General features: G+C 64.8%; 11 protein-coding genes. 5 read left to right on the plus strand and 6 right to left on the minus strand.

What is annotated here, in order from left to right:
• Positions 1 to 27: 27 nt before the first annotated feature.
• Positions 28 to 1,212 carry an MFS transporter gene (locus AC0ZT5_RS13975; RefSeq protein ID WP_488496909.1) on the plus strand — a complete coding sequence of 395 codons (1,185 nt, stop codon included), beginning with the start codon at positions 28 to 30 and terminating at the stop codon, positions 1,210 to 1,212.
• A 19-nt stretch (positions 1,213 to 1,231) separates the two neighbouring features.
• On the opposite strand, the gene AC0ZT5_RS13980 is transcribed toward AC0ZT5_RS13975, so the two are convergent.
• Entirely contained in the window at positions 1,232 to 3,454 is a 2,223-nt protein-coding gene (locus tag AC0ZT5_RS13980) for a heavy metal translocating P-type ATPase (protein WP_488496910.1), read from the minus strand.
• Between the two features lie 108 nt (positions 3,455 to 3,562).
• On the opposite strand from AC0ZT5_RS13980, the gene AC0ZT5_RS13985 reads away from it, so the two are divergent.
• Positions 3,563 to 3,979, plus strand: coding sequence for a MerR family transcriptional regulator (locus AC0ZT5_RS13985; protein ID WP_488496911.1), 417 nt, complete (start codon positions 3,563 to 3,565; stop codon positions 3,977 to 3,979).
• An 18-nt stretch (positions 3,980 to 3,997) separates the two neighbouring features.
• On the opposite strand, the gene AC0ZT5_RS13990 is transcribed toward AC0ZT5_RS13985, so the two are convergent.
• Together AC0ZT5_RS13990 and katG are read right to left on the minus strand one after the other, a co-directional pair.
• Positions 3,998 to 4,555, minus strand: coding sequence for a GNAT family N-acetyltransferase (locus AC0ZT5_RS13990; protein ID WP_488496912.1), 558 nt, complete (start codon positions 4,553 to 4,555; stop codon positions 3,998 to 4,000).
• Positions 4,556 to 4,745: 190 nt separating this feature from the next.
• A complete protein-coding gene (gene katG / locus AC0ZT5_RS13995) occupies positions 4,746 to 6,941 on the minus strand; it encodes a catalase/peroxidase HPI (RefSeq protein ID WP_477282512.1) in 2,196 nt (731 codons plus the stop codon).
• Between the two features lie 264 nt (positions 6,942 to 7,205).
• Here katG and AC0ZT5_RS14000 point away from each other — a divergent pair, with 264 nt between their 5' ends.
• Together AC0ZT5_RS14000 and AC0ZT5_RS14005 are read left to right on the plus strand one after the other, a co-directional pair.
• Complete coding sequence (locus tag AC0ZT5_RS14000; protein ID WP_488496913.1) at positions 7,206 to 8,156, plus strand: hydrogen peroxide-inducible genes activator; 951 nt, start codon at positions 7,206 to 7,208, stop codon at positions 8,154 to 8,156.
• A 180-nt stretch (positions 8,157 to 8,336) separates the two neighbouring features.
• Positions 8,337 to 9,320: a hypothetical protein gene (locus AC0ZT5_RS14005; protein ID WP_488496914.1), complete on the plus strand. Its 984-nt coding sequence runs from the start codon at positions 8,337 to 8,339 to the stop codon at positions 9,318 to 9,320.
• 182 nt (positions 9,321 to 9,502) lie between these two features.
• On the opposite strand, the gene AC0ZT5_RS14010 is transcribed toward AC0ZT5_RS14005, so the two are convergent.
• On the minus strand, positions 9,503 to 9,952 hold the full coding sequence (locus AC0ZT5_RS14010) for a GatB/YqeY domain-containing protein (RefSeq protein WP_477282508.1): 450 nt from the start codon (positions 9,950 to 9,952) through the stop codon (positions 9,503 to 9,505).
• A 277-nt stretch (positions 9,953 to 10,229) separates the two neighbouring features.
• Between AC0ZT5_RS14010 and carA the strand changes: the two genes are divergently transcribed.
• Complete coding sequence (gene carA / locus AC0ZT5_RS14015; protein ID WP_488496915.1) at positions 10,230 to 11,435, plus strand: glutamine-hydrolyzing carbamoyl-phosphate synthase small subunit; 1,206 nt, start codon at positions 10,230 to 10,232, stop codon at positions 11,433 to 11,435.
• 37 nt (positions 11,436 to 11,472) lie between these two features.
• Here the strand turns inward: carA and AC0ZT5_RS14020 are convergent, their stop codons facing one another.
• A complete protein-coding gene (locus tag AC0ZT5_RS14020) occupies positions 11,473 to 12,738 on the minus strand; it encodes a TCR/Tet family MFS transporter (protein ID WP_488496916.1) in 1,266 nt (421 codons plus the stop codon).
• A gap of 156 nt (positions 12,739 to 12,894) precedes the next feature.
• The gene (ypfJ, locus tag AC0ZT5_RS14025; protein WP_477228134.1) at positions 12,895 to 13,821 is read right to left on the minus strand and encodes a KPN_02809 family neutral zinc metallopeptidase; all 927 of its coding nucleotides are present in this window, start codon (positions 13,819 to 13,821) and stop codon (positions 12,895 to 12,897) included.
• Between the last annotated feature and the right edge of the window lie 52 nt (positions 13,822 to 13,873).

Raw genomic sequence — 13,873 nt, forward strand, 5'->3', positions numbered from 1 at the left:
GAGGCCGTTCCTGCTAGGGCCTTCCCCATGTCGCTTCCGCTCATCGCCCTGTTCATCGCCGCCTTCGCTTTCGGCACCACCGAATTCGTCATCGCCGGCGTGTTACCGCAAGTGGCGGAGGGGCTTGGCGTCTCGGTTCCGTCGGCCGGCTATCTCGTCTCAGGCTATGCCTGCGGCATCGCTATCGGCGGCCCGCTGCTTGCGCTCGCCACCAAGTCGCTGCCGCGCAAGACCTTGCTGCTCGGCCTTGCCGTCGCCTTCACCATCGGCCAGGCAGCCTGCGCGCTGGCGCCCGATTTCCCCTCGATGCTGCTGCTGCGCATTGCCGTGGCGATAGCGCACGGCGCCTATTTCGGCGTTGCCATGGTCGTCGCGGTCGGTCTCGTGCGCGAGGACCAGCGCGGCATGGCGGTCGCCGTCATCCTGTCCGGGCTCACCGTCTCCAACGTCATCGGCGTGCCAGCCGGCACCGCGATCGGCAACATCTGGGGCTGGCGCGCGACCTTCTGGGTGATGGGCGCGCTGGGTGTCGCGGCAACGCTCGCCATGGCAGCCCTTTTGCCGCGCACCACCGGATATCAAACCAAGCCCGCCGGCCTGGCGCGCGAGGTTCGCGTGCTGGCGCGTCAGCAGGTCTGGACCTCGCTGATCCTGATGCTGATGCTGATGATCGGCCAGTTCGGCCTGTTCACCTACATCACGCCGACGTTGCTCGAAATCACCGGCCTTGATGAAAGCCAGGTGCCGTGGGTGCTGCTGCTCAACGGTGTCGGCGCCACGCTCGGCGTCTTCCTCGGCGGCAAGCTCTCCGACTGGAAGCTGATGCCGTCGCTGATCACAATGCTGGCCCTGCAGGCGGTGACGCTGGCGGTGATCTATGGCGTCAGCCCCTACCCCTTGCCGATGGTTGTGGCGATCGTCATCTGGGGCGGTCTCAACTTCGCCATCGGCACGCCGATCCAGACCCGCATCCTGGCCTGGACCGCGGATGCGTCCAATCTCGCTTCCTCGCTCATTCCATCCGGCTTCAATGTCGGCATCGCGCTTGCCGCATCGCTGGGCGCGGCCATGCTGAATTCCGGCTACGGCTACCGCAGCCTGCCGCTGCTTGGCGCCATCGCCATGCTGGTCGCCGTCGCGGTGGCGCTCGCGTCTTATGTCTGGGAAGGGCGCAGCAACGCCACGCCGCCGCTGACGGCGCCAGCCGAGTAAGCGCACGACACAGAAACGCTCACCCGCGCCAGCGTAGCAGGCGCATGGCGTTGGCGGTGACCAGCACGGTGGCGCCGGTGTCGGCCAGGATCGCCGGCCACAGGCCGGTAATGCCGGCAATGGTGGTGACCAGGAACACCGCCTTCAGCCCGAGCGCAACTGTGATGTTCTGGCCGATGTTGGCCATCACCGCCCGCGACAGCCGCACCATGCGCACGACATCCATGACGCGGCCATGCAGGATCGCCGCATCGGCCGTCTCCAACGCCACATCGGTTCCGCCGCCCATGGCTACGCCGATGTCTGCGGCGGCGAGCGCCGGTGCGTCGTTGATGCCGTCGCCGACCTTGGCCACCTTAAGCCCCTCGCACTGCAGCTCGCCGACGATGCGCTGCTTGTCCTGAGGCAAGAGCTCAGCCCGTGCCTCGATGCCGAGCGAAGCGGCAATGGCTTCAGCCGTGCGTCGGTTGTCGCCGGTCAGCATCACCGCACGGATGCCTTCGGCCTTCAGCGCCGCAATGCCGGCCGCCGCATCCGGCCGCGGCTCGTCGCGCATGGCGATCAGCCCGGTCACCACGCCATCGGCCACCAGCGCCGAGACAGTCTTGCCCTGGCCGTTGAGGCTGTCGATGGCATGCCGCTGCGCCTCGGTCATCGCAGCACGTTCGCCCGCCGCCTGACCGGAGCCGAGGAAGACCGCGACGCCGCCGACGCTGCCTTCGACGCCTTTGCCTGGAATCGCCTTCGCGGCCAAGGCAGGCGGCACCGGCGCCTTGGCGGCCTTGGCCTTGTCCAATATGGCCACCGCCAGGGGATGGCTGGAGCCCTGCTCAAGTGCTGCCGCCAGCGCCAGCACGGTGCGTTCGTCGCGCCCATAGGCCACGATGTCGGTAACCACCGGTTTGCCCGCGGTCAGCGTACCGGTCTTGTCGAAGGCGACGGCGGTGATCCGGCGAAAGTCTTCCAGCACGGCACCGCCCTTCATCAACAGGCCATGCCGCGCACCAGTCGCCAGGCCCGCGGCGATCGCCGCCGGCGTCGAGATGACCAGCGCGCAGGGGCAGCCGATCAACAGGATCGCCAAGCCTTTGTATACCCAATCGTTCCAGTCGCCGCCGGCAACCAGCGGTGGCAGCAGCGCCACCAGCGTCCCGACCGCCAGCACAGCGGGCGTATAATACCGTGAGAAGCGATCGATGAAGCGCTCGGTCGGCGCCTTGGCCTCCTGCGCTTCCTCCACCAGCCGCACGACGCGGGCGATTGTGTTGTCCGACGCTGCTGCCGTCACCCGAACCTTGAGCACGCCATCGGTGCTGATCGTGCCGGCGAATGCACCGTCCGTGACACCTTTGCGCTTCGGCGTGCTCTCGCCGGTCACCGGCGCTTCGTCGATAGCGCTCGCTCCCTCGACGATCTCGCCATCGGCCGGGATACGATCACCTGGCCGCACCACGATCACGTCGCCGACGGCAAGGTCTTCGGCAGGGACTTCGACCGTGCCACCTGCCCGCTCGACAATTGCCGTCTTCGGCACCAGGTCGGCAAGGCCTTGGATGCTGGCCCGTGCCCGGCCGGCAGCGACGCCTTCCAGCATTTCGCCGATCAGGAACAGCACAACCACGGCGGCGGCTTCCTCGGTGGCGCCGATCATCACCGCACCGCCGGCGGCGATGGTCATCAGCATCTCGATCGAGAACGGCGTGCCGGCCAGTGCCGCCATCAGCGCGCGCCGGGCGATCGGCACCAGGCCAACCAGCAGCGCGGCCAGGAAGACCCAGCGCTCGGCCGCCGGAAACAGATGACCGATGCCGTAGGCGGCAAGAAGTGCTGCAGCACAGGCCAGCGTCAGCGCCGCGCGGCGGCTGCGCCACCACACCTGCCTCGACTCGGCATCGCCGTGGAGATGGGCGGTACCGATGGTCCGCTCGCCGACCAGCTCGCCGCCATGGTCGTGGCCTTCATGATCGTGATCAGCATGATCATGTGCCGTGGCCACTGAAGCACGCCCGTCGATCTTGGCTTCCGCCCTGGCGATGCCATAGCCAAGCCGCGCCACCTGCTGCAGCACCTTGTCTTCGGGCAGTGCATCGCCGTGGCTGACCGTCATGCTGGCGCCGGTCACCGAAACCGAGACGTCGGCCACGCCATCGAGACGGCGCACCGCCGTCTCGATCTTGGCCGCGCAGGAGGCGCAGTCCATGCCGCCGATCTTGAATCGCATTTGCCTGAGGGGAGCCGTCATCACATCACCTGTCTGTCTTGCCCGCGCGGCGTGCCGCCACACGAGTCTTGAACCTTGATGCCCGGCACTGTAATTGCTCTAGTCACTAGAGCTTCAAGAGGCAAAATCATGTTTTCGATCGGCGATCTCTCCCGCCGCACCGGGGTCAAGGTGCCGACGATCCGCTACTACGAGCAGATGGGCCTGGTTGCAGCACCCGAGCGTTCGGAAGGCAACCAGCGCCGCTATGGCCGGCAGGAGCTCGAGCGGCTGGCCTTCATCCGTCACGCCCGCGACCTCGGCTTCGCCGTCGAGGATATCCGCTCACTGATCGAATTGAGCGGCCACCCCGAGCAGCCCTGCGGCCATGCCGACCGGATCGCCGGGGAGCAACTGATTTCGGTGCGGGAAAAGATTGCCCAGCTGCAGCGTCTGGAGGCCGAACTCGAACGCATCGCCTCTTGCTGCAACGGCAAGACGGTCGGCGACTGTTACGTCATCCGCGCCCTGTCCGATCACGCGCTGTGCGCCGACGAGCACGGGTGAGGATGGCTCGCGCGCCCGCTACAGCTCGATTCGGAACCGCAGGCTTTCCGCTCCGCCATAGGCGGCATCTTCGAAGAAACGCTCGACGAGCTTGCCGCCATTGGTCAGGATCACCTTGTGCGATGCCGGATTGCCCGGCTTGGCGGTGATCTCGACATAAGGCAAGCCGACCGCCCTCGCCTCGTCCAGCATCAGCCGCAACGCCTCGGTGGCGTAGCCGCGCCGTCGCTTCCACGGCACCACCGCATAGCCGATATGGCCGAGCACATGCGGCGGCAGCGCAGCCGTACCTGGCTGCCAGCGAAAGCCGATCGAACCTGAAGCTTCGCCGTCCCAGATCCAGCGCCGAAAGCCCGGCAGACGCGGCACCTTTATGCCGTCGGGCAAGGTTATAGGGCCGCCCTTGGCCAGGGGGTCATCGAGGTCGGCGAGAAAGGCCACCGGATCCTTTTCGATGGCCGCAAGCTGCTCGCGCGTGGCTCGTTCGAGCCGCACATTGTCCGGCGACCAGCCGCGCTCGAGCGCCGCCTTGTAGGACGGTAAATGTTCAAGCGCGGGTTTGACGAGTTCGACCATTTTGCACCGGCAGAGTAGCTGCGCCGATAAAGTAGCAGCATTATCCGCGAAGGCACGGTCCACCGGGTGTAGCCTCTTGCGACAAGGCCGCATTCCCATCGCTGGAAACGCGGCCCTGGTCTTATCCCTTGGGAGGAACCGACGCTCTGGCGCAACCATTCCCAAGCCGCGCCAGTGCCTTTTGCCGAGCTCAGGCGATATCAAAACGGTCGGCGTTCATCACCTTGGTCCATGCCACCACGAAATCCCTGGCGAATTTCGCCTTGGCGTCTGCGGTCGCATAAACTTCGGCCAGCGCGCGCAGCTGCGAATGCGAGCCGAAGATGAGGTCGGCACGGGTGCCGGTCCACTTGACTTCGCCGGTCTTGCGGTCGCGGCCTTCGAACACGTCCTTGGCGTCCGAGGTCGCCTTCCACTCCGTGCCCATGTCGAGCAGGTTGACGAAGAAGTCGTTGCTCAGCGTTTCCGGCAGCTTGGTGAAGACACCGTGCTTCGACTGCCCGGCATTGGCGCCGAGAACGCGCAGGCCACCGACGAGAACCGTCATCTCCGGCGCCGTCAGCGTCAGCAGTTGCGCGCGGTCGACCAGCGCCTCCTCGACGGTCAGCCGCTGCTTGCCGCTGACATAGTTGCGGAAACCGTCAACGGTCGGTTCCAGCGGCGCGAAGGAGTGGATGTCCGTCTGCTCCTGCGAGGCATCCATGCGGCCCGGCCAGAAGGGAACGTCGACGCTGTGGCCAGCATCCTTCGCAGCCTTCTCGACGGCGGCACCGCCGCCGAGAACGATCAGGTCGGCAAGCGAGACCTTCTTGCTGCCGGTCTGCGAAGCGTTGAACGCCTTGCGGATCGCTTCGAGCTTGTCGAGCACCTTGGCGAGTTCCGCCGGCTGGTTGACGGCCCAGTCCTTCTGCGGCGCAAGGCGGATGCGCGCGCCATTGGCGCCGCCGCGCTTGTCGGAGCCACGGAAGGTCGAGGCCGACGCCCACGCCGCCGACACCAGTTGCGACACCGACAGGCCGGATGCCAGGATCTCGGCCTTCAGTGCTGCAGCGTCCTCTTCGTCGATCAGCACATGATCGACCGCCGGAATGACGTCCTGCCAGGGCAGTTCCTCGTTCGGAACCAACGGGCCGAGATAGCGAACCAGCGGGCCCATGTCGCGGTGGGTCAGCTTGTACCAGGCGCGCGCGAATGCGTCGGCGAACTGAGCCGGGTTCTCATGGAAGCGCCGCGAGATCGTCTCGTAGGAAGGATCGAACCGCAAGGCGAGGTCGGTGGTCAGCATGGAGGGCGCGTGGCGCTTGGCCGAATTGTGCGCATCCGGCACGCTGCCAGCACCCGCGCCGCCCTTCGGCGTCCACTGGTGCGCCCCGGCGGGGCTCTTGGTCAACTCCCATTCGAAGCCGAACAGATTGTCGAAGAAGTTGTTGCTCCACTTCGTCGGCGTCGTCGTCCAGGTGACTTCCAGGCCGCTGCCGATGGCGTCGCCGCCCTTGCCTGTGCCGAACGTGCTCGCCCAGCCAAGGCCCTGCTGCTCGATGTCGGCGCCTTCCGGCTCCACGCCGACCAGCGTCGCATCGCCGGCACCATGGGTCTTGCCGAAGGTGTGGCCGCCGGCGATCAGCGCGACGGTCTCCTCGTCGTTCATCGCCATGCGCGCGAATGTGTCTCTGATATCGCGCGCCGAGGCCAGCGGATCAGGCTTGCCGTTCGGTCCTTCCGGGTTAACGTAGATCAGGCCCATCTGCACGGCACCGAGCGGATCCTGGAGATCGCGGTCGCCGCTGTAGCGCTCGTCGGCCAGCCACTTGCCTTCCGGACCCCAGTAGATGTCCTCCTCGGGCTCCCACACGTCGGCGCGGCCGCCGGCGAAACCGAAGGTCTTGAAGCCCATCGATTCCAGCGCGACGTTGCCGGTCAGGATCAGGAGGTCGGCCCAGGAGATCTTGCGGCCGTACTTCTGCTTGATCGGCCACAACAGCCGGCGGGCCTTGTCGAGGTTGACGTTGTCCGGCCAGCTGTTCAGCGGCGCGAAACGCTGCTGGCCGGCTCCGGCGCCGCCACGGCCGTCGGCGATGCGGTAGGTGCCGGCGCTATGCCACGCCATGCGGATGAACAGCGGCCCGTAATGGCCGAAATCGGCCGGCCACCACTCCTGCGAGTCCGTCATCAGCGCATGCAGGTCCTTGATCACGGCGTCGAGGTCGAGGCTCTTGAATTCCTCGGCATAGTCGAACGCCTCACCCATCGGATCGGACAGCGGCGACTGCTGGTGGAGAATCTGGACATTGAGCTGATTCGGCCACCAGTCGCGGTTGACCCTACCGACGGCTGTGTGCACGACCGGGCATTTGCCCGTGCTGGGGTCGTCAGTTTGTGCGTCCATGTTTTTCTCCGATCGTGGCTGTGTTGAGCTGTTTCAACTGCTGCGTGAACAAGGACAAAGGATGTCCCTGGAAGCGGTCCGTTTCATGGCTGGCGCATGACCGTATGCCAGATACGCGACCGAATATCTTGGATGTTCCTGTCGCTGCGGGCAGGCCCCGGACGAAGCCGCCCCGGCTGCTCCTCATCTCCCTTGCAGCTCCTATAGCAAAGCTGCGCGATTAATTTAAGTTGGATTTCCTGATTACAGCGATAAGGTGACATTATGACAAACCTGACGCTGAAGCAGCTGCGCTATTTCGAGGCGTTGGCGCGGCACAACCACTTCGGGCGCGCGGCCGACGCCTGCGCGATCTCCCAGCCTGCCATTTCGGTGCAAATCAGGGAACTGGAGGAAACGCTGGGCACGGAGCTTTTCGAAAGAGGCCCGCGACAGGTCCGGCTGACCAATTTCGGCGAAGAATTCGCCTTGCGCGTCCGCGACATCCTGCGTTCGGTGGACGAGCTCGCCGACCTCGCGCGTTCCTCGCGCGACAGGCTGGTCGGCCGGCTGCGCATCGGCGTCATCCCGACGATCGCGCCCTACCTCCTGCCGACGATCATCGGCAACCTCTCGAGCATGCATGATGGCCTCGATATCCATGTGCGCGAGACGCAGACGCAGAAGCTGATCCAGGAACTGGCGGACGGTCGGCTCGATGCGGCCATCGTTGCCTTGCCGGTGTCCGAACCGTCGCTGACGGAAATCGTGCTGTTTGCCGAGGCCTTCGTCCTGGTCCGGCCCGGCGAAGACGCGGGAAAGCCGGTGCCCAATCGCGAAATGCTGCGTGAAATGCGGCTGCTCCTGCTGGAAGAAGGCCATTGTTTCCGCGACCAGGCACTGTCCTTCTGCAATATGCATTCGGCACGGCCACGCGAGTTGCTGGACGGCAGCTCGCTGTCAACCCTGGTCCAGATGGTCAGCGCCGGGATCGGCGTCACCTTGATCCCGGAAATGGCAGTGCCGGTGGAGACGCGCTCGGCGTCGGTCTCCATTGCGCGCTTCAGGAGCCCTCAGCCCTCGCGGACGATCGGCATGGTCTGGCGCAAGACCAGCCCGATCGCCAAACAGCTGCTGCGGATTTCGGAAGTCGTTCGGCAGTCTGCCGACGCACTGCGCGCACAGCACAATCCGACACCGATTGCGCACCTGCTGAACCTGACGGCAACCGCCTGACAAACACGCCTTGGTTTCCGGCTTCGCGTGGTTGGCTTGCGGATTGACTGACCATTTTGAAAACACCGCTTGGGCGGCCTGCTAAACAAGATGTGTTTCGCCGATTGGCGCGAGGCGATTTATGATCGATTCGCGGCGGCAACACCGCGGGGAATTGCGAACGGTGGGAGAATTGATCAGGTGCGGTTGAGATCTGTCCCTCTGGGTGTCGTCGCCAGCCTCCTCCTTGCTGTCATCGCTTTGACGGTGTCGGCGCGGTCGTTTGCCGCGCTTCCCGATGTTCCCGCCTGGTTGCAGGCCCATGTCGGCGACAACGATGGTCAGATCTCGCAAGTGGTCCTGGAGCGGGCGCGCGCGCTTTACCTGAAAAAGGTGGCGCAAGGCGAGGTCAGGAATCCCTGCTACTTCGCCATGGACGCCACACGACCCGGCGATCTCGGCAATGGCGTGCTCGGGCGCCGGTACTATGTCATCTGCGAAGCCAGCCAGTCGTTTCGCGCAATTCCGTCGGGTCACGGCGGCGGCCGCAACCTGAAAGGCACTGTCGATTTTTCAAATGGCAGGCGATGCTCGAAGAATTTCGGCAATGCCATGGATTCGGAACTGACCGCAGGCGGCGCCTACATGACCCGCGAGGCAAAAACCTCGTTCAAGGGCTTTTATAGCACCGGCGCCAAGCAGGCTGCGGCTTTCCTGCGCACCTTCATACAGTTCGACGGCGAAGGCGAAGCCGCCAACGCCAGGCAGCGGGTGATAGGCGGCCATGCGGCGCAGGTACTGCGCGCCCAGTGCATGCGCAAAAATCCGAACAGCTCATATGCCGACCATGACGGTTTGGTGCCGTTCGGCAAGCTGGTGGACTATCCTGGCGGCCGCAGCAATGGCTGCACCAGCTGGTCGCCGGCGGATGCGCGGCAGATCATCTCGATGGTGAAGGACAATCCGACGACACTCTACATCTATCCGGAATCACGCGACATTGCCGCGGTAGTGGCACACCGTTCGCAGTCGGGCGGTGTGCCCTACTGGAACGCATCCTGCCTGAAGGAAATCGGCGCGCCGAAATTCTGGCCGAGAAAAACCCTCGAGCCGATCATCGCCCAATACAAGACGGATCATCCGGCACCACCGCCCCAGCCACTGCCGATCTGCAAGGGGTCTTGAAGTCCGCACCCGGATAGGCTGCCGCCCAGCCAGGCGATGCTTTCGGCGCTCTCGGGAGGGCCTTTCAGCGAAGACGAGATCAGGCACCTGATCCGCATCGTTGTCGAAGGCATTGGTGAACGGTCAGGCCGAATTGGCAACCGCTGACGGTCGCAAGCCCCGGTCAGCGATGGGCGGCAAGCCTACTGCAGCAGACCCTTGACGATGCCGCTTGCCTTGCCGAAATCCATCTGGCCGGCATATTTCTGCTTCAGCGCGGCGATCACCTTGCCCATGTCCTTCTGGCTGGCCGCACCTGTCGACGCGATCGCCTCGCGCGCCGCCGCCGCCACGGCGGCATCGTCCAACTGCGTCGGCAGGAAGGCGCGGATGATTTCCATCTCGCCACGCTCCTGCGCGGCCAGTTCCGGCCGCTTGCCGTCGTCGAAGGCCTTGGCTGACTCCTCGCGCTGCTTCACCATCTTGGCCAGGATTTGGAGGATTTCCTCGTCGCCGGCCGGGCCCTTGCCGGCGCCACGATTGGCGATGTCGCGGTCGTGGATGGCCGCCTGTATCAGCCGCAATGTCGGCAGCCGGTGCTTGTCCTGTGCCTTCATCGCGCTCTTCAGGGATTCGGCGATTTTGCCACGCATGGTGCTTTCTCCTTCGATCGGCGCGGACAATAGCGCCGGGGACAGGCCAACGCAAACCCTGATATTGCCAGGCAAGCCACTGATATTGCTAGATGAAATAAATCGGAGCCGGATTGCGCATGATCATTGACCGCTTTGCGCCCTTCCCCTATGTACTGGGCCTTGCATGAACTGAAGCTTGACTGCGTGGAAGCCGCGAAATCGCCGCTTCGCGCTATTTGCCGCGCAGATGACCCGCCGGGCCGATTGCAGCGCGCAGACTGATAGGAGCGCCGCCATGGCCGAGATGACCCCCGCTTGGGCAACCGAAAAGCCGACCGCCCTTCTGGTTCTGGCCGACGGCACCGTCATCGAGGGTCGCGGCCTGGGCGCCACCGGATCCGCCGTTGCCGAAGTCTGCTTCAACACCGCGCTGACCGGCTACCAGGAAATCCTCACCGACCCGTCCTATGCCGGCCAGATCGTCACCTTCACCTTCCCGCATATCGGCAACATCGGCACCAATGAAGAGGACATCGAGGATCTCAATCCGGTCGCGCGCGCCGGCGCTGTCGGTGCCGTGTTCAAGGCCGATGTCACCAACCCGTCCAACTACCGCGCCGGTACCGGTCTCGACCAGTGGCTGAAGAAGCGCGGCATCGTCGCCCTGTCGGGCATCGACACCCGCGCGCTCACCGCGCTGATCCGTGAAAAAGGGATGCCCAACGCAGTCATTGCGCATGCGCCCGACGGCGTCTTCGACCTCGGCGACCTGAAGCAGCGCGCCGCCGCATGGTCGGGCCTGATCGGGCTCGATCTCGCCAAGGAAGTCACGTCAGGTCAGTCCTCGGTCTGGCGCGAGACGCCATGGGTCTGGAACGAAGGCTTTAGCGAACAGGCCGAGCCTTCGATGCATGTCGTTGCCATCGACTACGGCGTCAAGCGCAACATCTTGCGCCTGCTCGCCGGCCTTGGCGCCAAGGTCACCGTGGTGCCGGCCAAGACCGGCGCTGAAGAAATTCTTGCCATGCAGCCGGACGGCATCTTCCTCTCCAACGGCCCCGGCGATCCCGAAGCCACCGGCGACTATGCCGTGCCGGTCATCCAGGACCTGCTGAAGACCGACATCCCGGTGTTCGGCATCTGCCTTGGCCACCAGATGCTGGCGCTGGCGCTGGGCGGCAAGACCGCCAAGATGCATCAGGGCCACCACGGCGCCAACCATCCGGTCAAGGACCACACCACCGGCAAGGTCGAGATCGTCTCCATGAACCACGGCTTTGCCGTCGATGCGGACTCGCTGCCATCAGGCGTCGAGGAAACCCATGTCTCGCTGTTCGACGGCTCGAATTGCGGCATCACGCTGACCGGCCGTCCGGTGTTCTCGGTCCAGCATCATCCCGAGGCCTCGCCCGGCCCGCAGGATTCGCACTATCTGTTCCGCCGCTTCGTCAACCTGATCCGCGAAAAGCGCGGCGAGGAATTGCTGGCGGAGCGGGCTTAGCCGGAAGCTTTGCGCCGCCCCACGCGCCCGTCATGGCTCATATCTGCGCTCCATCTTCCGCCACGCTGGTGGTGACGTTTCTGAGCACCACGGGCTTTGCCACTTTGGTGACGAAGACGATGAGCGCCAGCGTCAGGAAAAACGCGCCAACCAGATAGGGCGCGCCGCCGAAGGTCACGGGCGCATTCGGCCCGGTGAACCATGAAAAGATCGCCGTATAGAGCAGCGGAGTGATGATCGAGGTGATCGAAAAGATCGAGGTCATCGCGCCTTGCAGTTCGCCTTGCGCTGAAGGCGGCACCTTGGCGGCGGCGAGGCTCCTCAGTGGCGGATCGGCCAGCGCTTCCAGACAGCCGACGACGATCACCGCATAGATCATCCAGCCCTGCGACGCGAAGGCGTAGCCGAAGGCGCTGAGCGCCGTGGAGGCAAGGCCGATGGCTGCCGTCTTCCACTCGCCAAGCCTGGGGATCACGCGCGGCAGCACCGTCGCCATGACGATCGCCCCGCACAGGCCGAAGGCGCCGAGCGAAAAGCCGATCTGCTGCTCGCTCCAGCCATAGCGGTAGTTGGAGACGAACGACCACACCGCCGGGTACATCATGTGCCCGAGCGTCATCAGGAAGAAGACAAGCCCGATCCTGCCGATGCCTTTGTATTGGCGCATCTGCAGGAGCGTCCCAACCGGGTTCGCGCGTTTCCACTCGAAGCGGCGGCGATGCTTGTCGTCGAGCGTTTCCGGCAACAGGAACAGCGCAATCAGGAAGTTCACGAAAGCCAGCCCGGCGGCGAAATAGAACGGTACGCGCGGCCCGAACGTACCGAGCAGGCCGCCCAGAACCGGCCCGATGACGAAGCCGACGCCAAAAGCGATGCCGAGCAGGCCGAAATTCTTCGCCCGGTTCTCATCGTTGGAGATGTCGGCGATGAAGGCGGATGTCGTCGAATAGCTGGCGCCGGAAATGCCGGCCAGCACGCGCCCGATGAACAGCATCGGGTAGGACCAGGCGACGGCGCAGATCAGGTTGTCGATGGAAAAGGTCAGCACCGAGGCGAGCAGGATCGGCCGCCGTCCGAAGCGGTCGCTCAAGCCGCCCATGATGGGCGCGAAGAAGAACTGCATGGCCGCATAGACGAAGAACAGCCAACCGCCCTCGATCGCCGCTCCGCTGATGCTGACGCCGGTCAACTCCCTGAGATAGGCCGGCAGCACCGGCATGATCATGCCGAAGCCGATGATATCGAGCAGCAGCGTGGTGAAGACGAGCGCAAGGCCCCGTCTGGCGGTTTTGGGGTCGATCATAAAGGGTCAAGCTCCTCTGCTCGCCCTGGGGCGCAGGCGGACGCACCTTATAAGCGAGCTCGTCGCCCGGAACAATAAGGGAACAGGCTTGATATTTTCATCCTGACATCCCCTGACGGCGGCTTCGCCGTCAGGACGGTCTGGGGAAACCGTCGCTCAGATCGGGCCGCTCAGCGTGTTGCAGTCCGAAAGCTTGCCGCTCTTGTAGCCGCGCGCCAGCCAGGTTTGCCGCTGCTGCGAGGTGCCGTGGTTGAAGCTTTCCGGCACGACATAGCCTTGCGTCTTCTTCTGTAGCGTGTCGTCGCCGATCTGCTTGGCGGCGTTCAGCGCGCTCTCTATGTCACCCTGCTCCAATATGCCTTTCTGCGCGGTGTAATGCGCCCACACGCCGGCGAAGCAGTCGGCCTGAAGCTCGATGCGCACCGACAGTTGATTGGCATCGGCTTCGCTCATGCCTTGCCGCATCTGGTTGAACTTAGACATGATGCCGGTCAGGTTCTGCACATGGTGGCCGACCTCATGCGCGACCACGTAAGCCCGGGCGAACTCCCCCGAGGCGCCGAATTGCTGGTCGAGTTGCTGGAAGAAGGTCATGTCGAGATAGACCTTGTGGTCGCCGGGGCAATAGAAGGGTCCGGCTGCTGCGGAGGCAAAGCCGCAGGCCGAGCGGACCTGGCCGCTGAACAGCACCAGTTTCGGGTCTTCGTAGGTCAGGCCCTGCGATTTGAAGATGCCGGTCCAGGTGTCTTCGGTCTCGGCCAGCACGGTGGCGACGAACTGCTTCATCTCGTCGTTGGCGGGCGCACCCGCGCCGCTGTCCTGGCCGCCGCTGTCGTCGGTGATCTGCCCGCCGCCGCCCGGCAGCAGGCCGCCGTCCCCGCCACCCAGGATCGTCGACGGATCAAAGCCGAAATACCATCCGGCCAGCACCACCAGGATGACGAGGAAGATGCTGCCGCCGCCCCCCGCGCGACCACCGATGGGGATGCGGAACTGACCGGGGCTGCCGCCGCCGAGCCCGCCGCCGCTGTCGCTGCGGTCGTCCTCGATATTGTCACTCTGACGACGGCCTCTCCAGAGCATGGCAACTCCTCGCGCTGCGAACTTCCCCATTGTTCCGGCATGGCCGGCTCAA

The sequence above is a fragment of the Mesorhizobium sp. CNPSo 4670 genome (assembly GCF_057784235.1).

Excerpts from the sequence above, each read along its gene's own strand:
- AC0ZT5_RS14020 (WP_488496916.1), bottom strand. The coding sequence starts at position 12,738 with ATGATCGACCCCAAAACCGCCAGACGGGGCCTTGCGCTCGTCTTCACC.
- katG (WP_477282512.1), bottom strand. The coding sequence starts at position 6,941 with ATGGACGCACAAACTGACGACCCCAGCACGGGCAAATGCCCGGTCGTG.
- AC0ZT5_RS14000 (WP_488496913.1), top strand. The coding sequence starts at position 7,206 with ATGACAAACCTGACGCTGAAGCAGCTGCGCTATTTCGAGGCGTTGGCG.
- carA (WP_488496915.1), top strand. The coding sequence starts at position 10,230 with ATGGCCGAGATGACCCCCGCTTGGGCAACCGAAAAGCCGACCGCCCTT.
- AC0ZT5_RS13985 (WP_488496911.1), top strand. The coding sequence starts at position 3,563 with ATGTTTTCGATCGGCGATCTCTCCCGCCGCACCGGGGTCAAGGTGCCG.
- ypfJ (WP_477228134.1), bottom strand. The coding sequence starts at position 13,821 with ATGCTCTGGAGAGGCCGTCGTCAGAGTGACAATATCGAGGACGACCGC.
- AC0ZT5_RS13975 (WP_488496909.1), top strand. The coding sequence starts at position 28 with ATGTCGCTTCCGCTCATCGCCCTGTTCATCGCCGCCTTCGCTTTCGGC.
- AC0ZT5_RS13990 (WP_488496912.1), bottom strand. The coding sequence starts at position 4,555 with ATGGTCGAACTCGTCAAACCCGCGCTTGAACATTTACCGTCCTACAAG.
- AC0ZT5_RS14010 (WP_477282508.1), bottom strand. The coding sequence starts at position 9,952 with ATGCGTGGCAAAATCGCCGAATCCCTGAAGAGCGCGATGAAGGCACAG.
- AC0ZT5_RS13980 (WP_488496910.1), bottom strand. The coding sequence starts at position 3,454 with ATGACGGCTCCCCTCAGGCAAATGCGATTCAAGATCGGCGGCATGGAC.